This window comes from Streptomyces sp. AC627_RSS907, from assembly GCF_019049165.1.
Genome location: NZ_JAGMUE010000045.1, coordinates 50827 through 71488, shown reverse-complemented (window position 1 = coordinate 71488; position 20662 = coordinate 50827). Strand labels below are relative to the sequence as shown.

The 20662-nt window shown below is 71.6% G+C and carries 23 protein-coding genes and 1 pseudogene; 10 read left to right on the top strand and 14 right to left on the bottom strand.

The annotated features are described in order from the left end of the window. Nucleotides 1–102: 102 nt before the first annotated feature. Entirely contained in the window at nucleotides 103–363 is a 261-nt protein-coding gene (locus KUM32_RS12555; RefSeq protein WP_217141927.1) for a UBP-type zinc finger domain-containing protein, read from the bottom strand. Nucleotides 364–424: 61 nt separating this feature from the next. On the opposite strand from KUM32_RS12555, the gene KUM32_RS12550 reads away from it, so the two are divergent. After that, entirely contained in the window at nucleotides 425–2017 is a 1593-nt protein-coding gene (locus tag KUM32_RS12550; protein ID WP_217141926.1) for a Na+/H+ antiporter, read from the top strand. Between the two features lie 475 nt (nucleotides 2018–2492). Here the strand turns inward: KUM32_RS12550 and KUM32_RS12545 are convergent, their stop codons facing one another. Both KUM32_RS12545 and KUM32_RS12540 read right to left on the bottom strand, forming a co-directional pair. Continuing rightward, entirely contained in the window at nucleotides 2493–3401 is a 909-nt protein-coding gene (locus KUM32_RS12545; protein WP_217141925.1) for a 1-aminocyclopropane-1-carboxylate deaminase/D-cysteine desulfhydrase, read from the bottom strand. A gap of 36 nt (nucleotides 3402–3437) precedes the next feature. Then, a complete protein-coding gene (locus KUM32_RS12540) occupies nucleotides 3438–4028 on the bottom strand; it encodes an N-acetylmuramoyl-L-alanine amidase (protein WP_217141924.1) in 591 nt (196 codons plus the stop codon). Nucleotides 4029–4345: 317 nt separating this feature from the next. Between KUM32_RS12540 and KUM32_RS12535 the strand changes: the two genes are divergently transcribed. Continuing rightward, entirely contained in the window at nucleotides 4346–5752 is a 1407-nt protein-coding gene (locus KUM32_RS12535; RefSeq protein WP_217141923.1) for a family 2B encapsulin nanocompartment shell protein, read from the top strand. Between the two features lie 87 nt (nucleotides 5753–5839). Then, nucleotides 5840–7048: a family 2 encapsulin nanocompartment cargo protein polyprenyl transferase gene (locus tag KUM32_RS12530; protein WP_217141922.1), complete on the top strand. Its 1209-nt coding sequence runs from the start codon at nucleotides 5840–5842 to the stop codon at nucleotides 7046–7048. Nucleotides 7049–7396: 348 nt separating this feature from the next. Here KUM32_RS12530 and KUM32_RS12525 read toward each other — a convergent pair whose 3' ends face one another. From KUM32_RS12525 to KUM32_RS45240, 5 genes and pseudogenes are all read right to left on the bottom strand, one after another. Further along, on the bottom strand, nucleotides 7397–7579 hold the full coding sequence (locus KUM32_RS12525; RefSeq protein ID WP_217141921.1) for a hypothetical protein: 183 nt from the start codon (nucleotides 7577–7579) through the stop codon (nucleotides 7397–7399). A 63-nt stretch (nucleotides 7580–7642) separates the two neighbouring features. Beyond that, nucleotides 7643–8350, bottom strand: coding sequence for a B3/4 domain-containing protein (locus KUM32_RS12520; protein ID WP_217141920.1), 708 nt, complete (start codon nucleotides 8348–8350; stop codon nucleotides 7643–7645). Nucleotides 8351–8389: 39 nt separating this feature from the next. Continuing rightward, nucleotides 8390–9037: an FMN-binding negative transcriptional regulator gene (locus KUM32_RS12515; protein ID WP_217141919.1), complete on the bottom strand. Its 648-nt coding sequence runs from the start codon at nucleotides 9035–9037 to the stop codon at nucleotides 8390–8392. A 50-nt stretch (nucleotides 9038–9087) separates the two neighbouring features. Further along, the gene (locus tag KUM32_RS45245; protein WP_302185140.1) at nucleotides 9088–9219 is read right to left on the bottom strand and encodes a hypothetical protein; all 132 of its coding nucleotides are present in this window, start codon (nucleotides 9217–9219) and stop codon (nucleotides 9088–9090) included. A gap of 5 nt (nucleotides 9220–9224) precedes the next feature. Beyond that, a pseudogene (locus KUM32_RS45240) lies at nucleotides 9225–9404 on the bottom strand (EamA family transporter); the annotation flags it as partial. A gap of 116 nt (nucleotides 9405–9520) precedes the next feature. On the opposite strand from KUM32_RS45240, the gene KUM32_RS12505 reads away from it, so the two are divergent. Next, complete coding sequence (locus KUM32_RS12505) at nucleotides 9521–10105, top strand: helix-turn-helix domain-containing protein (RefSeq protein ID WP_217141918.1); 585 nt, start codon at nucleotides 9521–9523, stop codon at nucleotides 10103–10105. A 172-nt stretch (nucleotides 10106–10277) separates the two neighbouring features. Here the strand turns inward: KUM32_RS12505 and sodN are convergent, their stop codons facing one another. Continuing rightward, on the bottom strand, nucleotides 10278–10673 hold the full coding sequence (gene sodN, locus KUM32_RS12500) for a superoxide dismutase, Ni (protein WP_077796552.1): 396 nt from the start codon (nucleotides 10671–10673) through the stop codon (nucleotides 10278–10280). A 145-nt stretch (nucleotides 10674–10818) separates the two neighbouring features. Here sodN and sodX point away from each other — a divergent pair, with 145 nt between their 5' ends. Then, entirely contained in the window at nucleotides 10819–11253 is a 435-nt protein-coding gene (gene sodX / locus KUM32_RS12495; RefSeq protein WP_217141917.1) for a nickel-type superoxide dismutase maturation protease, read from the top strand. On the opposite strand, the gene KUM32_RS12490 is transcribed toward sodX, so the two are convergent. Beyond that, the gene (locus tag KUM32_RS12490) at nucleotides 11157–11786 is read right to left on the bottom strand and encodes an ABATE domain-containing protein (protein ID WP_217141916.1); all 630 of its coding nucleotides are present in this window, start codon (nucleotides 11784–11786) and stop codon (nucleotides 11157–11159) included. The genes sodX and KUM32_RS12490 overlap by 97 nt on opposite strands. 99 nt (nucleotides 11787–11885) lie before the next feature. On the opposite strand from KUM32_RS12490, the gene KUM32_RS12485 reads away from it, so the two are divergent. Continuing rightward, nucleotides 11886–12656, top strand: coding sequence for a trans-aconitate 2-methyltransferase (locus KUM32_RS12485; protein WP_217141915.1), 771 nt, complete (start codon nucleotides 11886–11888; stop codon nucleotides 12654–12656). A 232-nt stretch (nucleotides 12657–12888) separates the two neighbouring features. On the opposite strand, the gene KUM32_RS12480 is transcribed toward KUM32_RS12485, so the two are convergent. From KUM32_RS12480 to KUM32_RS12470, 3 genes are read right to left on the bottom strand one after another with little or no spacing between them, the layout of a single operon-like run. Further along, complete coding sequence (locus KUM32_RS12480; protein WP_302185139.1) at nucleotides 12889–13650, bottom strand: amino acid ABC transporter ATP-binding protein; 762 nt, start codon at nucleotides 13648–13650, stop codon at nucleotides 12889–12891. Next, nucleotides 13647–14594, bottom strand: coding sequence for an amino acid ABC transporter permease (locus tag KUM32_RS12475; RefSeq protein ID WP_217141914.1), 948 nt, complete (start codon nucleotides 14592–14594; stop codon nucleotides 13647–13649). The genes KUM32_RS12480 and KUM32_RS12475 overlap by 4 nt, the downstream gene beginning before the upstream one ends. Before the next feature lie 30 nt (nucleotides 14595–14624). Further along, on the bottom strand, nucleotides 14625–15587 hold the full coding sequence (locus KUM32_RS12470) for an ABC transporter substrate-binding protein (RefSeq protein ID WP_217141913.1): 963 nt from the start codon (nucleotides 15585–15587) through the stop codon (nucleotides 14625–14627). 621 nt (nucleotides 15588–16208) lie between these two features. Between KUM32_RS12470 and KUM32_RS12465 the strand changes: the two genes are divergently transcribed. The 4 genes from KUM32_RS12465 to KUM32_RS12450 all read left to right on the top strand — a co-directional run bounded on the left by KUM32_RS12465 (nucleotide 16209) and on the right by KUM32_RS12450 (nucleotide 19513). Continuing rightward, nucleotides 16209–17438, top strand: a complete 1230-nt coding sequence (locus tag KUM32_RS12465) for an NADP-dependent malic enzyme (RefSeq protein ID WP_217141912.1) — start codon at nucleotides 16209–16211, stop codon at nucleotides 17436–17438. A gap of 214 nt (nucleotides 17439–17652) precedes the next feature. After that, on the top strand, nucleotides 17653–18618 hold the full coding sequence (locus KUM32_RS12460) for a zinc-binding dehydrogenase (protein WP_217141911.1): 966 nt from the start codon (nucleotides 17653–17655) through the stop codon (nucleotides 18616–18618). Nucleotides 18619–18737: 119 nt separating this feature from the next. Then, the gene (locus tag KUM32_RS12455; protein ID WP_043383227.1) at nucleotides 18738–18947 is read left to right on the top strand and encodes an HTH domain-containing protein; all 210 of its coding nucleotides are present in this window, start codon (nucleotides 18738–18740) and stop codon (nucleotides 18945–18947) included. Next, complete coding sequence (locus KUM32_RS12450) at nucleotides 18947–19513, top strand: Clp protease N-terminal domain-containing protein (RefSeq protein WP_217141910.1); 567 nt, start codon at nucleotides 18947–18949, stop codon at nucleotides 19511–19513. Before KUM32_RS12455 ends, KUM32_RS12450 begins: the two co-directional genes overlap by 1 nt. Before the next feature lie 60 nt (nucleotides 19514–19573). Here the strand turns inward: KUM32_RS12450 and KUM32_RS12445 are convergent, their stop codons facing one another. Then, nucleotides 19574–20662 carry a PadR family transcriptional regulator gene (locus tag KUM32_RS12445; RefSeq protein ID WP_217141909.1) on the bottom strand — a complete coding sequence of 363 codons (1089 nt, stop codon included), beginning with the start codon at nucleotides 20660–20662 and terminating at the stop codon, nucleotides 19574–19576.

The following is a 20662-nucleotide window of genomic DNA, read 5'->3' as shown; positions in this document are numbered from 1 at the left end:
GAACACGCACAGTGGCTAGGGGTTCGACGGGCTCAAATCGGAAGAGCGCGCGCCGGGTTGACGTACCCAGGCGTCAGACCCTCGAACCGTCCCGGGGCGAGGTCACACCAGGACGTGATCGACGAAGCACCAGCGCCAGCTCTCCCCGGGCTCGAAGGTGCGCATCACCGGGTGGCCGGTCTCCTTGTAGTGCGCTGTCGCGTGCTGCCTCGGCGAGGAGTCGCAGCAGCCGACGTGACCACATACCAGGCACAGACGGAGCTGCACCGGGTCCGTACCCTCGGCGAGACACTCCGGGCAGGTCTCGCTCCGCGGTTCCGGCTCCGGGTGCGGCAGCGCGTCGGCGTGCGTGCACTGTTTCATGATTGCCAGGTTACGTCGGGTGCGCGGAGGGCCGCGTGGAAAAAGAGGACGGGCGAGAACGATGGACGTGATGCCGCTGCTGTTGCTGGTGGCGGGCAGCGCCGCGATCGCGGCGGCCGGGCGGCGCGTGCCGGTACCGGTGCCGCTGCTGCTGGTCGCGGCCGGCCTGGTGGTGAGCTACGTCCCGGGCGTGCCCGACTACACCCTCGACCCGCACATCGTCCTGCCGCTGCTGCTGCCCCCACTGCTCTACACGGCGGCCACCGACAGCTCCTACCTCGACCTGCGGGCCCAGGTACGGCCCGTGGCGCTGCTCTCGGTGGGCTACGTCCTCTTCGCCACCTTCGTCGTCGGCTGCGCCGCGTACCTGATCGTGCCCGGTCTGCCGCTGACCGCGGCCCTGGTGCTCGGTGCGGTGGTGGCGCCGCCGGACGCCGTCGCGGCCACGGCGGTCGCGCGCCGGGTGGGGCTGCCGTCCAGGATCACCACGATCCTCCAGGGCGAGTCGCTGGTGAACGACGCGACCGCGATCACCGCCTACAAGGTGGCCCTCGCCGCGGCGGTCGGCGAGGGCGCCACCTGGGCCGGCGGGATCGGCGAGTTCCTGATCGCGGCCGTGGGAGGCGTCGGTGTCGGCCTGGTGCTGATGGTGCCGATCCACTGGCTGCGCACGCATCTGAGGGAAGCGCTGCTGCAGAACACGCTCTCCCTGCTGATCCCGTTCGTCGCCTACGCGGTCGCCGAGCAGGTGCACGCGTCCGGGGTGCTCGCCGTGGTGGTCGTCGCGCTCTATCTCGGCCACCGCGCGTGGGAGGTCGATTTCGCCACCCGTCTCCAGGAGGAGGCGGTGTGGAGGATGGTCGCGTTCGTCCTGGAGTCCGCCGTGTTCGCCCTGATCGGGCTCCAGTTGCCCGTCGTCCTCAAGGGTGTCGGGGCGTACGAAGGGGCCGACGCCGCCTGGTACGCGGTCGCCGTCTTCCTGGTGGTCGCTGTGACCCGGTTCGTGTGGGTGTATCCGGCGACCTTCCTGCCGCGGCTGTCGGCACGCGTCCGCGCGCGCGAGGGGGACCTCACGTGGAAGGCGCCGTTCGTGATCGGCTGGGCCGGTATGCGGGGCGTGGTCTCGCTGGCCATCGCCTTCTCCATCCCGCTCACCGTGCACGGCGGCGGGCTCTTCCCCGAACGCGACCTCGTCCTGTTCCTCACCTTCACCACGGTCATCGGCACGCTCGTCGTCCAGGGCGTCACCCTGCCGCCGCTGATCCGCCTGCTGAAGTTCCCCGCACACGACGTACAGGCCGAGACACTGGCGGAGGCCAACGCCCAGGCGCAGGCCTCCCGGGTGGCCGAGCAGCGCCTGGACGACCTCCTCGCCGACGAGCGCAACGCCTTGCCGACCCCGCTGGCCGACCGCCTCCGCACGGTTCTGGAACGCCGGCGCAACGCCGTCTGGGAACGGCTCGGACAGGTGAACCCCGTCACGGGGGAGACCGTCGACGACACCTACCGGCGGCTTTCGCGCGAGATGATCAGCGCCGAGCGCGAGGTCTTCGTCCGACTGCGGGACGGCCGGTACATCGACGACGAGATGCTCCGGACGCTGCTGCGCCGCCTGGACCTGGAAGAGGCGGCGGCGTACCGGGAGACGGCGTAGGGCGGGCCGCCCGGTCACAGGCTCGCGGCCACTCGTGCGGGCAGGGGCGCCCCACGGGCACCACGCGCGCGTGCGACGCCGGTACCAGGCGTGACGGAGTCGTTTCGATGCCGGGCCGACCGGCGGCGTTGGTGGCACACCGCCGCCCGGCTGGGTCCGTGGGTACACCGGACGCACGGTGGCCGGGACGGGGCGTGTGGGCTTCAGGGCGGGTGGTGCGGAGGGGCCGGGGCGGGTGGTCCGGCGTCGCCTGCTCCGGAGGCGTGACGGGCCGACGTGCGGCCGTCGGGGCGCCTGCGCGGCAAGAGGGGGCAGGGTGGCGGCCGCTCCGGCGGCTCGATCGGCTCGACGGTGGCGCGTGTGCGTGGGTGTGGGCGTCCTCGGCGGCGGACCGGATGGGCGGGCCGCCCCGGCCCGGGTCCGCTCGCAGCGGCTGGGCCGGAGGCGGGCCGGCCGGCCGGTGGCCCGTGTCGGTTCACGGGAAGGGGCGGCCGGTGACGACGGCCGTCAGGGTCGTCCCCCGGGCGAAGGTGCCCTCCTGGGTGAGGACGAGCAGGGCGTGCAGCATCTTGGCGACGTAGACGCGTTCCACGGGCAGGCCGTGGCGGCGTTCGAAGTCGTCGGCGAAGGAGTCGAGCTCGGGCGTGGTGCGGGCGTAGCCGCCGTGATGGAAGCGGCCGTCGAGGCTCCAGGAGCCCCGGGGCCCGCCGAACGCACGATCCTGGAGCCGCCGTATGTCGTCGGCCAGGAAGCCGCCCTTGAGGACCGGTATCCCGAGCGCCCGGCGCCCCGGGGGGAGGCCGGCGGCCAGCCCGGCGAGCGTGCCGCCGGTGCCGCAGGCGAGCGCGACCACGTCGGCGTGCTCGCCCAGTTCCTCGCCGAGGGCCCGGCAGCCGCGGACGGCCGCCGTGTTGCTGCCGCCCTCGGGGACGACGAGCGCGTCCTCGGCCCGCGCCGCGCGCAGGAGAGCCGCCAGGGTCTCCGGTTCGGCCTTGCGGCGGTACGTCGAACGGTCGACGAAGTGCAGCCGCATGCCGTCGGCCGCGCACCGCGCCAGGGACGGATTGAGGGGCCGGCCGGCCAGTTCCTGCCCGCGCACCACACCCACCGTGGGCAGACCGAGCAGCCGGCCGGCGGCAGCCGTGGCGCGCAGGTGGTTGGAGTAGGCGCCGCCGAAGGTGAGAACGGTGCGGCCGACGGCCGTGGCGAGGTTCGGTGCGAGTTTCCGCCACTTGTTGCCGACCAGCTCGGGATGGATGAGATCATCGCGTTTCAGGAGCAACCGGACACCGAGGCGCTCGAACCGCTCGTCGGTGATCTCCTGCAAGGGGGAGGGCAGGCGGGGGCGGAGTGGGGCGAGGTCACAGGTGTCGGTGCCGGTCACCCCGCCATTGTCACGCCGCCGTACGCGGCGGACACATCACTTCAGCCGGTCGCGGATCCGCCCGCGCATCGACGCCATCGTGAAGCCCCGCGGATCCACCTTCCCCGGCTGCCATTCGAGGTGCCCGATGACGGACCGCTCGTTCCACCCGTGGTGGCGGCAGACCGCGGCGGCGGCGCGCTCGATCGCCTCCAGTTGCGCCGCCGGCCAGGGATCGTCGCCGTTGCCCAGGTTCTCGCACTCGAAGCCGTAGAAGTGCCGGTTGCCGTCGGTGTTCGCCTCGTTGTCCCGCGGCAGCGCCTTCTCGGCGATCACGGCGCGCAGGACGTCGTCGTCCCCGAGGCCGGCGTGGTTGGCCCGGCCGTACCCGACCAGGTGGACCTTGCCGTCCTTGGTGATGACGCCGTGGCACAGCGGTCCCGGCAGACCCTCGTAGCCCTTGCGGCAGATCTCCACGGTCCGCGCGCTGCCCTTGGTGACCGTGTGGTGGATCATCACGCCGTGCACGGGCCCCCAGGGCCCCTTGTGGTTGCGGTTGTGGTGCCGCCAGTCGCCGACCTCGACGACGGTGAGGCCTTCCGCCTTCAACGCCTTGAGGAAACCGCTCGCGGACATGGGTGAGGCCATGGCCGGCTCCTTCCCGCTGCGCGACGACCGCCGGGCGCGACCGCCTCGTACCGGTTCTTGTACCGAAACGGAGGGCTCGCTAGTGCTTGTTCGGGCGGTGTGCGAGTCGATCCGGACAACATCGTTTCCGTCAGTGGCGCGGCACGGATTCGGGCAGGGCGCCGCGACGCCGGACGAGCATCCATCCCTGCCCCGGCCGCTGGTGATCCATTCCCGCTCTTTCGTGTAATAGCACTGGCACGCTCCGTGAGGAAGGCTGGTCCACGCACATCGATGCCGGGCGCAGCCGTCCGGCATGACCGGGAGGGCAAATCCTTATGTCGGTAGGCGAAGAGGTCCGCACCGAGCAGACCAGGCCGCAGCAGAGCCTCGGCACGGCGGCCGCGCGGAACCTGGCCACCACGACCAAGTCCGTTCCTCAGATGCAGGAGATCAGCTCGCGCTGGCTGCTGCGTTCGCTCCCTTGGGTGGACATTCAGGGCGGTACGTACCGGGTGAACCGGCGGCTGACCTTCGCCGTCGGTGACGGCCGGGTGACGTTCGTGAAGACCGGCGACCGTGTCGAGGTCATTCCCGCGGAGCTCGGCGAGCTGCCGGCCCTGCGGTCGTACGACGACGAGGACGTGCTCTCGGAACTCGCGCAGCGCTGTGAGCAGCGGGAGTTCGGCCCCGGCGAGGTGATCGCGTCGTTCGGCGGCCAGGCCGACGAGATCTATCTGCTGGCGCACGGCAAGGTGGAGAAGATCGGCACCGGCCCCTACGGCGACGACGCGGTGCTCGGAGTTCTCGCCGACGGTGCCTACTTCGGTGACCAGGCGCTGCTCGACGGGGACGCCATCTGGGAGTACACCGCCCGCACGGTCACCGCCTGCACGGTCCTCGTGCTGCCCCGCCAGGAGGTGGAGCAGGTCGCGCAGCGCGCGGAGTCCCTGCGCGAGCATCTCCAGCAGCGGCGTTCGATCCCGGAGCAGCGCACCAACAAGCACGGTGAGAAGGCGATCGACCTCTCCGCCGGCCACAGCGGCGAGCCGGACATCCCGCACACCTTCGTCGACTACGAGGCCCGGCCCCGTGAGTACGAGTTGAGCGTCGCCCAGACCGTCCTGCGTATCCACTCACGCGTGGCCGACCTCTACAACCAGCCGATGAACCAGACCGAGCAGCAGATCCGGCTGACGGTGGAGGCGCTGAAGGAGCGTCAGGAGCACGAGCTCGTCAACAACCGCGAGTTCGGCCTGCTGCACAACTGCGAGTACGACCAGCGGATCCAGCCGCACGACGGTGTGCCCGGCCCCGACGACCTGGACGAGCTGCTCAGCCGCCGGCGCGGCACCAAGCTGCTCCTCGCCCACCCGCGGGCGATCGCCGCCATCGGACGCGAACTGAACAAGCGCGGACTCGTCCCCGAGACGATCGACATCGCCGGCAACCGCATCCCCACCTGGCGCGGGGTGCCCATCTACCCGTGCAACAAGATCCCGGTCACCGAGGCCCGGACGACCTCGATCATCGCGATGCGTACCGGCGAACAGGACCAGGGCGTCATCGGCCTGCGGGCCACCGGGATCCCGGACGAGATCGAGCCGAGTCTGTCGGTGCGCTTCATGGGCATCAACGAACAGGCCATCATCAAGTACCTGGTCACGGCCTACTACTCGGCCGCGGTCCTCGTGCCGGACGCGCTCGGCGTCCTGGAGAACGTCGAGATCGGCCGCTGGCGGTGACCCCTGTGTCGCGCACGCCGTGTTCCCGCCCTCCCGGGCGGGTACACCCCGGGGGTACGGAGGCGGGCGCATGGGGGAGGTGAGTCCATGACGGAGGCTCGGCACGGCGCCACCGAGCCGTGGCACCCCACCGGGGTCCTGGAGAGGCACGAGCGCATCGGCACGCAGCGGGACGAGGAGCCGGACCCGTCGTTCGGCGGGCGGGAGCCGGTGGTGTGCGACGGTCAGCAGGTGGCGGTGTCCGGCGGACAGCAGGCGGCCGTGTCCGACGGGCACGAGGCGCTGGTGCTCCTGGAGGAGTCCAGGACGCTGGTCGACCCCGAGCTGCGGTCCGCCCTCGCGGTGCTGCCGTCCGCGATGCGTCGGATCGCGCTCTACCACTTCGGCTGGCAGCACGCTGACGGCACATCGGCGGCGGGCAACGCGGGCAAGGCGATCCGCCCCGCGCTGGTCCTCACCGCGGCCGCCGCGCTCGGCGGGCCGGGGGCCCGGGCGGCGGCGGTGCGGGCCGCAGCGGCGGTGGAGCTGGTCCACAACTTCACGTTGCTCCACGACGACGTGATGGACCGGGACGCCACTCGACGCCACCGGCCGACGGCGTGGACGGTGTTCGGCGACGCCGACGCGATCCTCGCGGGGGACGCCCTCCAGGCGCTGGCCCTGCGGCTGCTCGCCGTGGACCCGCATCCGGCGTCCGCGGCGGCGGCCGCCCGGCTCGCCGACTGTGTCATGGAGTTGTGCGAGGGACAGCACGCGGACACGGCCATGGAGCGGCGCGCCCCGGCCGAGATCACTCTCGCCGAGACGCTCGCCATGGCCGAGGCCAAGACCGGTGCTCTGCTGGGATGCGCCTGTGCCCTCGGCGCGTTGTACGCCGGCGCCGCCGACAAGGACGTCGAGGCCCTGGACGCCTTCGGCCGCGAGGCCGGGCTGGCTTTCCAGCTCATCGACGACGTCATCGGTATATGGGGCGACCCGCGCCGCACCGGCAAGCCGGCCGGAGCGGACCTGGCCGCCCGCAAGAAGTCGCTGCCGGTGGTCGCCGCCCTCACCTCCGGCGCCCCTGCCGCGGCCGAACTCGTCAAGCTGTACGAGGCACCGTACGACGAGGACAGGGAGGAGCTGGACCGCACCGCGCTGGCAGTGGAGCGGGCGGGGGGCCGGGACTGGGCACAGGCCCAGGCGGCCGACCGGATGGCAAGGGCCGTGCAGGAACTGGCCCGTGCCGTGCCCGACCCGGAGGCGGCGGGCGGCCTGCTCGCGTTGGCCGAGTTCGTGACCCGGCGCAGCACCTGACGGCCGGCGCAAGACCCCGGAGCCCGTACAGGGCCGTACGGCACCTGACCGACGTACGGCCGCACCGCCAAGGGCTCCGGCCAGGTGGGCCCCGCACTTCCCCACGGTGTGCGGGGCCCACCCCCCGGCATACGGCCGGGAACACCGCTCACCTCCCACCGAGGGCACCGTCGAGAGGCGACGGTCGTACGCGCGCTGTTGGGGGGAAGGGGGACGCGGGTAGGGGGGCGGTGGTCCGGACGGCGGGGAGGGTGCCGATGGCTGGCCGTCCGGCTGCCGGGCGAGACCTTCCGGGACATCCCGGGAGCGGCTGGACCTTCCCGACGTGGCCGGCCGCCGCCGGGTTCCTCACCGGTTCCTGGCCGCCTTCGGGCTCCGTCCGCGCCGAGGGACACCGACCTCACCGAGGACGGGGGCGGTCTGCGCGCCGTGGCCGGCGTCGGTGCGGTGATCCGGCGACGGCGTCGGGGTGCGGGCGACGACAGAGGGGCTGCCGCCCAGGACCGCCGAGCCACCGCGGGAAACGGTCACGGAGAACTCCTGACGCCCGGCGCCGTCCCAGTGGGCCGGCGGCGCCGGGCTCAGGTGGAGGCCTCAGACGACGGCCTGGGGCTGTGCGGGGCTGAGGTAGTGCAGGGCGGTTTGGTCGGAGTGCGGGGCGAGCAGGCCCTGCAGTTCGTCGGCCGCGCCCTTCAGGAGGTCTCCGTCGCGGGAGGCGTGGAGGGTTTCGAGGACGAAGGCGACGCGGGTGGAGTCCTCGGTGACACGGGTGCGGTGGGCGTCGCGGTGGTTCCAGTGGCGGGTCAGGACGCCGGTGGTGTCCGTGTAAATGATCTCGCCGGGCTTGGGGGTCTCCACGGTGTCGGGTTCGCCGAGCGGGGTGAAGGCCTCGGTGCCGTCCGCGTGGCGGATGTCGACGTCGCCGGTGACCTGGTCCAGGTCGAAGGCTCCGGCGGGCAGGCCGTGGCGGACCGAGACGGCGTTGTAGGAGTCGACGGCCGGGTTGATGCGGGGCAGGGTCCCCTTCTTGGCGAGGCGGCGGCCGAGCGCGTCGACGCTGGGGCGGACGCGGCGGGGGTTGGTGCCGAAGGCGCGGTAGGCGGTGTGCCACGCCTCGATGCGCGGGTCGCTCTCGTCGGCGGGCTGCCAGGTGCCGTCGGCGAGCTGTCGCTCCAGTTCCTCCAGGGCGACGGTCGTGTCGGGCCAGGGTTCGTGGCCGCGCAGACCGGTGGCGGTGACCACCGCGATGAGGGTGTCGGGGAAGGCGTCCGCGACGGCGGGAGCGAGGCGGAAGGCGGTCATGAGCGGTGTCCGTTCGTGCGGCGGGGCGGGGCGGGGCGGTCAGGGTTTCCAGGGACCGATGCGGTCCAGTCGGCGGAGTTGTTGGCGGGCGGTCGGCACGTCCAGGCCCCGGCCGCGTTCGGTGAGGCGGTCGGCGATGTCGGCGCGCTGCTCGACGGGTTTGTGGTCGTCGTACTTGAACTTGGCCCGCACATCGGTCACTTCGAGCCGCAGGCCGCGGATCCCGGGCAGCATCCGCCCGTACGGGGGCTGGTCGACGGCGACGGGGGCGTGGTCGCCGTCGGGCTGGAAGTGGGCGAGCTGGCGGCGCAGCAGCTCGGCCTTGGCCTCGGGGTCGTCGACGAGGTGGGCGCGGCAGGTGAACTGGACGGCCGCGTAGTAGCTGGTGGGGACGCCGTCGGTGGGCGGGGTGCCGGTCTTGGCGCGCCAGGGGCCGGGGATGAAGGCGTAGTCACCGAAGACGGTGAACAGGACGTTCGGGTCGTGCTCGATCGCCTTCAAGACCGGGTTGGGCCGGGCGAGGTGGATCAGCAGGTGGCCGGCGTCGCCGGTGAAGTGGGTGGGGACGGCGACGGGGGCCTCGCCGGGCAGGCCGTTGACGCTGAGGAGGCCGAAGTCGTGTCCGTCGGCGATCCAGGTCTGCCATTCGGCTTCGTCCAGGCCGGCGTCCCAGGGCTGGATGAACATGCGGTCTCCTTGCTGGCGGCTGTGGCGGCTGTGGCGGACGTCGAGCGGGGTCAGGTGAGGGCGAGGAGGCTGACGGCGACGGCGGCGGTGCCCAGGCCGATGAGCCGGCCCCGGAGGACCCGCTCGGCGAGGACGCTGCGGGCGAGCAGGACGGTGCCGGCCGGGTAGAGGGCGGTGATCACGGCGACGCCCCCAGGCTGAACGAAGCGCCGAGCACCGGCCAGAGCAACAGCTCGACCGCGAGAGAGGCCGGAGCGGCGATCATCACGGTGCGCAGGACGTGGGCCCTGCGGGCGCCGAGGCCGCCTAGGACGTCGGCGCACCCGTATCCGATGGAGCTGCCCAGGGCCAGCAGCAGAACGATCACGGTGCATCCCTTACTATCAATGGAACGACCGAACCGTACAACGCACTGACCGGCGGCTGTCAATCGAACGACCGGGCAGTGCAGTGCAGTGGCCCACGCTTGAGGATGGTGATCGGATGGCCGAGACGGCCGCGGCCTTGCGGGCGCTCGCGCACAACGTCAGGGCGGCCCGCACCCGCGTCGGCCTGTCACTCGACGAACTCGGCCGGCGGGCCCAGGTCAGCAAGGGCGCTCTGGTGGGACTGGAGAAGGCCCAGGGCAACCCCAACTTCGCCACCCTGGTCCGGTTGGCCGACACCCTCGGCGTCTCGGTCTCCGCCCTGATGGAGGGGCCGGCCGAGGGGCGCGTCCGCGTCGTGACCGCGGACGCCGTGGCGCCGCTGTGGACCGGGGAGCAGGGCGGCGAGGCCCGCCTCATGCTGACGACGTCGGGCCCGGCCCCGGTCGAGGTCTGGCGCTGGCGACTGGAGCCCGGCGAGGAGTACCCCAGCCACCCCCACCAGGCCGGAGTCGTGGAAACCGTCAGTGTCACCGCCGGCCGGATGACCCTGGTCGTCGACGGCGCCGAGTACCTCGTCGGAGCCGGGCAGACCGCCACCTTCGACGGCGACACCCCTCACACCTACCGCGGTGCGGGCACCGGGACCTGCCACCTGATCATGACGGTCCATCTGCCGCCCGGCCCCGCTGCCGCGGGCTGACCGCCCGGTCCCGCGGCCACGGGGTGAACACCCGTTGCCCGGCTTCCCCTGGCCTGCACAGCAGACCGCACCCGGACCGTCGAGGACGCCGTGTTCGGCGACCCGCGGGCCGGGTGCGGAGGGGGAGACGCTGCAAGTAGGGGAACCGCAGGTCAAGGGGCGTGACCGAGGGTCAGGCCTTCTTGGTCTCCCAGAAGATCTTGTCGATCTGCGCGATGTAGTCCAGCGCCTTCTGGCCGGTGGCCGGGTCGGTCGACGCCTTGGCGGCCGACAGGGCCTTCAGGGTGTCGTTGACCAGCTGGTGCAGCTCCGGGTACTTCTCGAAGTGCGGGGGCTTGAAGTAGTCGCTCCACAGCACGGAGACGTGGTGCTTCGCGAGCTCGGCGCGCTGCTCCTTGATGACCGTGGCGCGGGCCTGGAAGTGCGGGTCGTCGTTGCCGGCCATCTTCTCCTGGACGGCCTTCACCGACTCCGCCTCGATGCGGGCCTGGGCAGGGTCGTACACGCCGCAGGGCAGGTCGCAGTGGGCGCTGACCGTGACCTTGGGGGCAAACAGGCGGGAAAGCATGAAGCGTTCCTTCCTCGTGATCGTCTTCTCAGGGGGGACATTACTCCCTGGGAGGCGCGTTTTCGCGAGTGCCCCCGTGGGCTTAGGACAAAAGTCCGGGGTGAGACTGAGACTGGTGGAGGAAAGACAGGGGAGGTGCCGGGTGATGCCGGAGCTGTCGCGGGAGACCCAGCGCGCGAGAGGGCTGCTGCCGTTCGGTCCGGCCGAAGTGACCGGACCGTCGATGGTGCCCACGCTGCACCACGGGGACGTGCTCCTGGTGCACTGGGGGGCCAGGATCGGGGCGGGGGACGTGGTCGTGCTGCGGCACCCCTTCCAGCAGGACCTGCTCGTGGTGAAGCGGGCCGTCGAGCGGCGCGCGGCCGGCTGGTGGGTGCTCGGGGACAACGCGTTCGCGGGCGGGGACAGCACCGACTACGGGGCCGTCCCCGAGGAGCTCGTGCTCGGCAAGGCGCGCTTCCGGTACCGGCCGCGGCGACCGGGTCAGCGCTCGCCGTTCGCGGTGGCTCGCTGGCTGCTGTCGGCCCTCAGGCCGGTGCTGTCCGACCGGTCCGCCTCCAGGCGTTTGCGGGCGCGGTAGGCCGCCACGTTGGCGCGGGTGGCGCAGCGGTCGGAGCAGTAGCGCCGGGAGCGGTTGGTGGAGGTGTCCAGGTAGGCGTTGCGGCAGGGGGACGCCTCGCACAGACCCAGCCGGTCCACGCCGTACTCCGTGAGGTGGAAGGCCAGGCCCATCGCCGCGATGGCGGCGAAACCGGCGGTCGCGTTGGACGGGTGGTCCGCCAGGTGCATGTGCCACAGCGGGCTGCCGTCGTCGTCGCGGTGGTCGTGCCCGGAGATCTGCGGGCTCACCGGGAACTCCAGGAGGAGCGAGTTGAGGAGGTCCACGGCGAGGGTCTCGTCACCGCCGTCGGCCGCCTCGAAGACCGCGCGCAGCCGTCCCCGGACCGACCGGAACCGGGTCACGTCCGCCTCCGTGGCGCGGCGGGCCGCCGACTGGTTGGTGCCGAAGAGCCCGCGGACAGCCTCGACCGAGGTCAGTGAGTCCTGCCCCCGCAGCGGTTCCTCGGTGTTGACGAGACGTACGGCGTAATCCGAGTAATAGGCCAGTTCCACTTGTAGTCCTTACGAAGGGGCTCTATGGTCGTGCCTGCGGTCAGGTAAGAGCTGATCGTGCTTCCAGGGTATTACGTGCAGGAGTGAGGGAGGGGCACGATGACGGACGCGGACACCACCACGACCGGTGCCGACTGGCAGGCCTGGCAGGAGAGCTGGGACCGGCAGCAGGAGTGGTACATGCCGGACCGTGAGGAACGCTTCCGGGTCATGCTCGACATGGTCGAGGCCCTGGTCGGGCGGGCGCCGCGCGTGCTCGACCTCGCCTGCGGCACCGGCACCATCACCGCACGGCTGCTCGCCCGGTTCCCGGAGGCGACCAGCACCGGCGTGGACCTCGATCCCGCGCTGCTCGCCATCGCGGAGGGCACCTTCGCGGGGGACGAACGCGTCTCCCTGGTCACCGCCGACCTCAAGGACCCCGACTGGCCGGCGAAGCTGCCGTACGACGCCTACGACGCCGTCCTGACCGCCACGGCCCTGCACTGGTTCCACGCCGAACCCCTCGCGGTCCTCTACGGTCAGGTCGCGGAGCTGGTCCGCGACGGCGGTGTCCTCATGAACGCGGACCACATGATCGACGACACGACGCCCCGGATCAACGCGGCCGAGCGCGCACAGCGGCACGCGCGGATGGACGCCGCCAAGGGCGCGGGCGCGCTCGACTGGGCCGAGTGGTGGCAGCTCGCCGCGAAGGACCCGGTCCTCGCCGAGCCCACGGCCCGCCGGTTCGAGATCTACGGTGAGCACGCCGAGGGCGAGATGCCCCCGGTGGCGTGGCACGCGCGCGTGCTGCGCGAGAAGGGCTTCGGTGAGGTGCGGCCGGTGTGGTGCTCGCCGTCGGACACGCTGCTGCTGGCGCTCAAGTAGTCCGCGACCGGTCCGCGAGTTCCGCGGGGCGGATCCGCGAGTTCCGCGGGGGAGGTCCGCGAGCTTCGCGCGGAGGTCCGCGAGTTCCGCGGGGCGGGTCCGCAAGCCTCGCGCGGAGATCCGCGGGTTCCGCGGGGCGGATCCGCGAGTTCCGCGCGGAGGTCCGCGAGTGAGACCGAGGGGCGGTACGGGGAGATCCGTACCGCCCCTCGGGCCGTCGTCGCGCGGACGCTCAGAGCACCTTGGACAGGAACGTCTTCGTCCGCTCGTGCTGCGGGTCCGTCAGGACGTCGCGCGGGTTGCCCGACTCGACCACCACGCCGTTGTCCATGAAGACCAGGCTGTCGCCCACCTCGCGGGCGAAGCCCATCTCGTGGGTGACGACGACCATCGTCATGCCCGACTCGGCCAGGTCGCGCATGACGTCGAGGACGTCACCGACCAGCTCCGGGTCCAGGGCCGAGGTCGGCTCGTCGAACAGCATCAGCTTCGGGTCCATCGCGAGGGCCCGCGCGATCGCGACCCGCTGCTGCTGACCGCCGGAGAGCTGCGAGGGGTAGTTGCCGGCCTTGTCGCCCAGCCCGACGCGGTCCAGCAGCCGGCGTGCGCGTTCCCTGGCCTGGGCCCTGCTCACGCCCTTGACCTGCACCGGCGCCTCCATGACGTTCTCCACCGCCGTCATGTGCGGGAACAGGTTGAAGCGCTGGAAGACCATGCCGATGTCCCGGCGCTTGAGGGCGACCTCGCTGTCCTTGAGCTCGTAGAGCTTGTCACCCTTCTGGCGGTAGCCGACCAGCTCCCCGTCGACGTAAAGCCGCCCGGCGTTGATCTTCTCGAGGTGGTTGATACACCTGAGGAAGGTGGACTTGCCGGAGCCGGAGGGACCGATGAGGCAGAACACCTCGCCGGACTTCACCTCCAGGTCGATGCCCTTGAGGACTTCGACGGGGCCGAAGGACTTGTGGACGCCCTCGGCCTTGACCATGGCGGTCATGCGGCACCTCCCGCCGTGGGTCGGTTCGACAGGGACAGCAGGTTCGCCCTGACCTTCTGCCACGGTGTCGGCGGCAGCTGACGGCTGGAGCCGCGGGCGTAGTAGCGCTCCAGGTAGTACTGCCCCACGCTGAAGATCGAGGTCAGCAGCAGGTACCAGGCCGCGGCCAGGAACAGCATCTCGGCCGGGGCGCCGGAGGTCTGGCCGATGTCCTGAGCCGCGCGGAGGAGCTCGGGGTACTGGACGACCGACACCAGCGAGGTCGTCTTCAGCATGTTGACGACCTCGTTGCCCGTCGGCGGCACGATCACGCGCATCGCCTGCGGGATGACGATCCGGCGCAGCGTCTTGGCGTGGCTCATGCCGAGCGCGTGCGCAGCCTCGGTCTGGCCCTCGTCGACCGAGAGCAGACCGGCGCGGCAGATCTCCGCCATGTACGCGGCCTCGTTGAGGCCGAGGCCGAGCAGCGCCGTCAGGAACGGCGTCATGAAGTCCGACCACTCGTCGCGGTAGACGGGGCCCAGGTTGATGTACTCGAAGACCAGGCCCAGGTTGAACCAGACGATCAGCTGCACCAGGACCGGCGTGCCGCGGAAGAACCAGATGTAGAACCACGCGATGGACGAGGTCACCGGGTTCTTCGACAGCCGCATCACGGCGAGCAGGATGCCGCCGACGATGCCGATCAGCATGGCCAGGACGGTGATCAGGAGCGTCTTGCCCACGCCGGACAGGATGCGGTCGTCGAAGAAGTAGTCCGGGATGGTGCCCCAGTTGATCTTGCCCTGGGAGAACGCGTAGACGACCGCGGCCAGCAGCGCGATCGCGACGACCGCGGAGACGTAGCGCCCGTAGTGGCGGACCGGGACGGCCTTGATGGCCTCGGGTCCGGACGGCGGGGTGCCGGCCGGGCCGCCCGCCCTCTTGTCGATGTCAACAGTCACGGATGTTGCCTTTCAGTGCCCGCCGCGCGGTCACTTGCCGCCGTTGATGGTGCCTTCCGTGACGGCGCCTTCCGCCACGCCCCACTTGTCGAGGATCTTCTTGTACTCGCCGTTCGCGATGACCGCGTCGAGCGCGGCCTTGAGCGCGTCGCGCAGCTGGGCGTTGTCCTTGCCGACCGCGATGCCGTACGGCGCGGCCTCGACCTGCTCGCCGACGAGCTGGAAGTCGTTGCCGCCGCCGGAGGTCTTCACCGCGTACGCCGCGACCGGGAAGTCGGAGGAGCCGGCGTCGGCGCCACCCGCGCGCAGGCGGGTCTGGGCCTGCTGGTCGTTGTCGAAGGCCTGCATGGAGATCTTCTTGCCGGCCGGGCACTTCGCGCTCTCGGCCTTGGCGAGGTCCTCCGAGACGGTGCCCCGCTGCACCACGAGCTTCTTGCCGCACAGGTCGGACCAGGTCTTGATGCCCCGGTCGTCACCCTTCTTGGTGTAGATCGAGACACCGGCGGTGAAGTAGTCGACGAAGTCCACGCCCTCGCCGACCTTCTTGCCGGTGTCGGCGTCGATGCCCTCCTGGCGGTCCTTGGTGTCGGTCATCGCGGACATGGCGATGTCGTAGCGCTTGGAGCGCAGGCCGGTGATCAGGGTGTCGAAGGTGCCGTTCTCGAACTCGAACCTGACGCCGAGCTGCTTGCCCAGGGCGTCCGCGAGGTCGGGGTCGATTCCGACGGTCTTACCGGAGTCGTCCTTGAACTCGACCGGAGCGTAGGCGATGTCGGAACCGACCTTTATGACGCCCTTGTCACGGATCGACTGGGGCAGCTTCTCGGCCAACGGGGCACCCACGGCGGACTGGGTGCCGCTGCTGCCGGAGTCGTTCTTGTCGGTCTGGTCGCCGCATCCGGTGAGCAGCAGAGCGCCTGCGACCGCGATCGCACCGACCGCTGCTGGCCGGGAGTGCGCGGCGGTCGTACGACGGGTGGAGCGTGCGGTCATGGTGGTTCCTCCGGCGGATGAGGGAGTTGCCGATGGGACGGGACGCCGGCCGGGGGACCGGCAGGCGCTGCGGGTCGACGAGAGCACACGCCTTCGAGTGTCGCGACCTCGTGTGATTACGGCATCTTGCCATTCGGACTCGGCCGTTCAGGATGGCCGTCATGTCAAAATCGGATAACGGGTGAGTGTCCGAATCACATCAGGTCGGTACATCACGGCCGAACCTTTGCGGGAATCAATGCTTCCGGCCGGAAGATCTTCGGCATTTCTCGATAAACGGGCACGCCTCGATGTCGCGAGCGAGGGTGGAAAGTCTGTTCTGTGGCCGTGTCAAGGGGTGTTGGGAAGTTGTCCGGATCTCCGGCTATGAGCCATGTCACCGGCATGCGGCGTGCGGGGTCCGACATGTGAGCTCGCGCTTATCGGACTCGTCGCCAGGGCCGTCCGTCGGGTAAGAAGGTTCTTTACACCCCTCATCAGGGGCTCAGGGCGCGTGTGCGGCGTGCCCGTCGCGCAGGGGCCCATGTGGCCTAGGCGGCCATCTCCCTGCGCGGTGCCCGCCCATTCCTCACCAGGAGTGGACAAACCCTCAATCCATGAACTCTTAAGGGGTAAGACAAAGTGGCAGCGGAGATCGTCAATCCTCGCAGCGACAGCGACGCCAGTACGGAGCAGGAGGCGGGGCCGGAGCCCCTCGACTCCTTCGACCCCGCGTTCGCGCTGCACCGCGGCGGCAAGATGGCCGTGCAGGCCACCGTGCCGATCCGGGACAAGGACGACCTGTCCCTGGCGTACACGCCCGGCGTCGCGAAAGTGTGCAGTGCGATCGCCGAGCAGCCCGACCTCGTTCACGACTACACCTGGAAGTCGTCGGTCGTGGCGGTCGTGACGGACGGTACGGCGGTGCTGGGACTCGGGGACATCGGCCCCGAGGCCTCTCTTCCGGTGATGGAAGGGAAGGCGATCCTGTTCAAGCAGTTCGGCGGCGTGGACGCGGTCCCGATCGCGCTCGCCTGCACGGACGCCGACGAGATCGTCGAGACCGTGGTCCGGCTCGCGCCCTCCTTCGGGGGCGTGAACCTCGAGGACATCTCGGCGCCGCGGTGCTTCGAGATCGAGCGCAAGCTCCAGGAGCGCCTCGACATCCCGGTCTTCCACGACGACCAGCACGGCACGGCGGTCGTGACGCTGGCGGCGCTGCGGAACGCGGCGCGGCTGAGCGGGCGGACGCTGGGCGAGCTGCGGGCGGTGATCTCGGGCGCGGGCGCGGCCGGCGTCGCCATCGCCAAGATGCTGGTGGAGGCGGGTGTCGGGGACGTCGCGGTCGCCGACCGCAAGGGCATCGTCTCGGCGGACCGGGACGACCTGACCCCGGTCAAGCGGGAGCTGGCCTCCTTCACCAACAAGGCGGGACTGTCCGGATCGCTGGAGGCGGCGCTGTCCGGCGCCGACGTCTTCATCGGCGTCTCCGGCGGTACGGTGCCGGAGCCGGCGGTGGCCTCGATGGCCGAGGGCGCCTTCGTCTTCGCGATGGCCAACCCGAACCCCGAGGTGCACCCGGAGGTCGCGCACAAGTACGCGGCGGTCGTCGCGACGGGGCGGTCGGACTTCCCGAACCAGATCAACAACGTGCTGGCGTTCCCGGGCATCTTCGCGGGCGCTCTCCAGGTGCGGGCCTCCCGGATCACCGAGGGCATGAAGCTGGCGGCGGCCGAGGCGCTGGCCTCCGTGGTGGGCGACGACCTCGCGGCGGACTACGTCATCCCGTCCCCGTTCGACGAGCGCGTCGCGCCGGCCGTCACGGCGGCGGTGGCGGCGGCCGCCCGTGCCGAGGGGGTCGCGCGCCGGTGACGGTGTGACGCGTGTGCGGTGAACGGCCTCGTCCCGGGTGGGCGGGGCCGTTCGCCTTTCGGGCCGGGCGGCGACGAGGCGGCGCGGGTGGGCGCCGGGCCCCGGCGTGCTGGCCGCCGCTGCCCGCACCCGTGCCATCCGGGTGGCGCAAGAGGGTGTGTGTCACACGGCCGTACGGTTTCCGATGGCGGGCGTGGAACCTATCGTCAAGGTCATGTTCGCTGTCTACGCCGCCCGAATCGACCGCGACCAGCCGCTGACCGGCCTGGAGTTGGGGGAGCGCCCCGCTCCCGGGGCCCGCCCCGGCTGGAGTGTCGTCGATGTCAGGGCCGCCTCCCTCAACCACCACGACCTGTGGTCCCTGCGCGGCGTCGGCCTGCCCGAGGACCGGCTGCCGATGATCCTCGGCTGCGACGCCGCCGGTGTCGACGAGGACGGCAACGAGGTCGTCCTGCACTCCGTGATCGGCCAGACCGGCCACGGGGTAGGCCCTGACGAGCCCCGTTCCATCCTCACGGAGCGCTATCCGGGGACGTTCGCCGAGCAGGTCGCCGTGCCGACCTGGAACATCCTGCCGAAGCCGAGGGAGCTCTCCTTCGAGGAGGCCGCCTGTCTGCCCACCGCCTGGCTGACCGCGTACCGGATGCTGTTCACCAACGCCGGGGTGCGTCCGGGTGACTCGGTGCTGGTGCAGGGCGCCGGTGGTGGGGTCGCCACCGCCGCGATCGTGCTGGGCAGGGCTGCGGGGCTGCGGGTCTTCGCCACCAGCCGGGACGAGGCCAAGCGGAAGCGGGCCGTGGAACTGGGCGCCGTGGAGGCCGTCGAGCCGGGCGCGCGGTTGCCGCAGCGGGTCGACGCCGTCATCGAGACCGTGGGCGCCGCCACCTGGTCCCACTCGGTCAAGTCGCTGCGGCCCGGTGGCACGCTCGTCATCTCCGGCGCCACCAGCGGCGACCGGCCGTCCCACGCCGAACTGACCCGGATCTTCTTCCTGGAGCTCAAGGTCGTCGGCTCCACGATGGGCACCAAGGACGAGCTGGAGGACCTGCTCTCCTTCTGCGCCGCCACCGGCGTCCGGCCTGTCATCGACGAGGTGCTCCCGATGGACCGGGCCCGGGAGGGCTTCGAGCGGATGGCTTCCGGAGAGCAGTTCGGCAAGATCGTGCTCAGCGGTTCCTGATCCCTCCCCACGTCCGTCCGCGGCGGGTCCGGTCCTCCGGGCCCGCCGTTGGCGTACCCCGAGCCACCCGTGTGTCAATAAAGGTTGACAGGCACTCCATGTCAACCTAAGTTGACGTCATGAGCGAAGCAACCGATCTCGCCGCGCGTGCCGGTGATCGCGACCCCCGGGTCGGACTGCGGGCCGTCGCCGCGCTGCGCAGGCTGTTGGAGCAGCTGGAGGCGGTGCAGGTGCGTGGTGCGCGCAATCAGGGATGGTCGTGGCAGGAGATCGCCACGGAACTCGGGGTCAGCAGGCAGGCCGTGCACAAGAAGTACGGGAGGCATTGATGTTCGAGCGGTTCACGAACGACGCCCGAGCCGTGGTGCGGGGGGCGGTGGAGCATGCCGAGGGCGCGCGGGCACAGACCGTCGACGTCGAGCACCTGCTGCTCGCCCTGCTGGACCGGGAGGGCAGTCGCGCCTCCTTCGCGCTGTCGGCGCTCGGGGCCGGCGGGAGCAAGGACTCGGTACGCAGGTCCCTGGCCCAGGCGCGCCGCCGTGCCGGTCTGTCACGGGCCGAGACCGACGCGCTGGCCGGGCTGGGGATCGACGTCTCGGAGATCGTCGCCCGGGTGGAGGAGACGCACGGCGTCGGCGCGATGTCCAGGGACCGGAAGGACAGGCGTTGGTGGTCCGGGCACCGCAGCTTCAGCCGGGGCGCCAAGGAGGTGCTGGAGAAGGCCCTGCGGGTCGCCGTCGCCCGGCGCGACCGGCACATCGGAGACGAGCACATCCTGCTCGCCCTGACCCTTCGGCCCGGTGTGCCGGCCGAGGTGCTCGCCGACCACGGCGTGACCCACGAGTCGCTGACCAGAGTGCTGGGCGGCGGCACGGGGGAGGAGGCCTGCGCCTGATACGCGCCGCGTCCCCGGCGAGGCGCCAGTGGCGGTGCGCCGGGGACGCCGCGCCGGGGCTCAGGTCTTCGGCTTCCGCAGTATCACCCCGATGTGCGCCGCCGCCGTGGACAACTGACGGCGGGCGTCGCGGAGCTGCTCGGGCGTGACGCCGTGGTCCCGCGCCGCGTCGCGGATGTCGTCCCGGAAGCGGTCGAGCAGCCGGTCCAGATCGCGGGCCGGGTCGCCGGTGGAGTCCGTGGCGTCCTCGTGGGCCCAGGCCGGGGTGTAACCGGCCGGGAAGTCCTCGGGGGTGGCGGAGTACTCGGGGGTGGCGGAGGGCGCGGGCCGCTCCGTCCGGGGGGCGGTCGGATCAGTGCGGCCGAAGCCCCAGTCCTTCCCGAACTCCCTGCCGAAGTCCTTCCCGAACTCGCCGACCTCCTTGGCCAGTTCGCTCAGGCCCTCGCGCAGCCCCGTCGGCCAGTCGCCCCGCGAGAAGTGGTCCTGCACCTGCTCCTGGACCCGCTGGGCGATGCGCTGCACCTCCTCCTGCGCCTGGGCCCGGGCCCGCTCCTGCGCCTCCTTGGCCTGGTGCCGGGCCCGCTGGGCCTCCTCGCGGGCGCGGCGGCTCTCGTCCTTGGCCCGCCGGGCCTGCTCCTTCCACTCCTGCTTGACCCGCCGCATCTCCTCCTTGGCGGCGCGCCAGGCCTCCTTCTCGTCGGAGTCCGCGGCGTCGGTGGCGGACCCGTTTCCCGGGCCGTGCGCTGCGGCGCCGGGGCCCCGGCGGGCCGCGCCGGCCGCCGCCCGCATCTCACGGCGCAGATCGCCCGCCGCGCCCCGCACGTCGGCCTGGATCTCGGCGGCGAGCTCGGCGACCGACTCCCGGATCTCCAGCTCCAGGTCGGCCAGCTCGCCACTGCGTCCGGACAGCTCGGCACGGCCGGCGTCGGTGATGGCGTACACCTTGCGGCCGCCCTCGGTGGTGTGGGTGACCAGGCCCTCGGCCTCCAGCTTGGCCAGGCGCGGGTACACCGTGCCCGCCGACGGGGCGTACAGGCCCTGGAAGCGCTCTTCGAGGAGCCGGATCACCTCGTAGCCGTGGCGCGGGGCCTCGTCCAGGAGCTTGAGGAGGTAGAGGCGGAGGCGGCCGTGGGCGAAGACGGGGGGCAT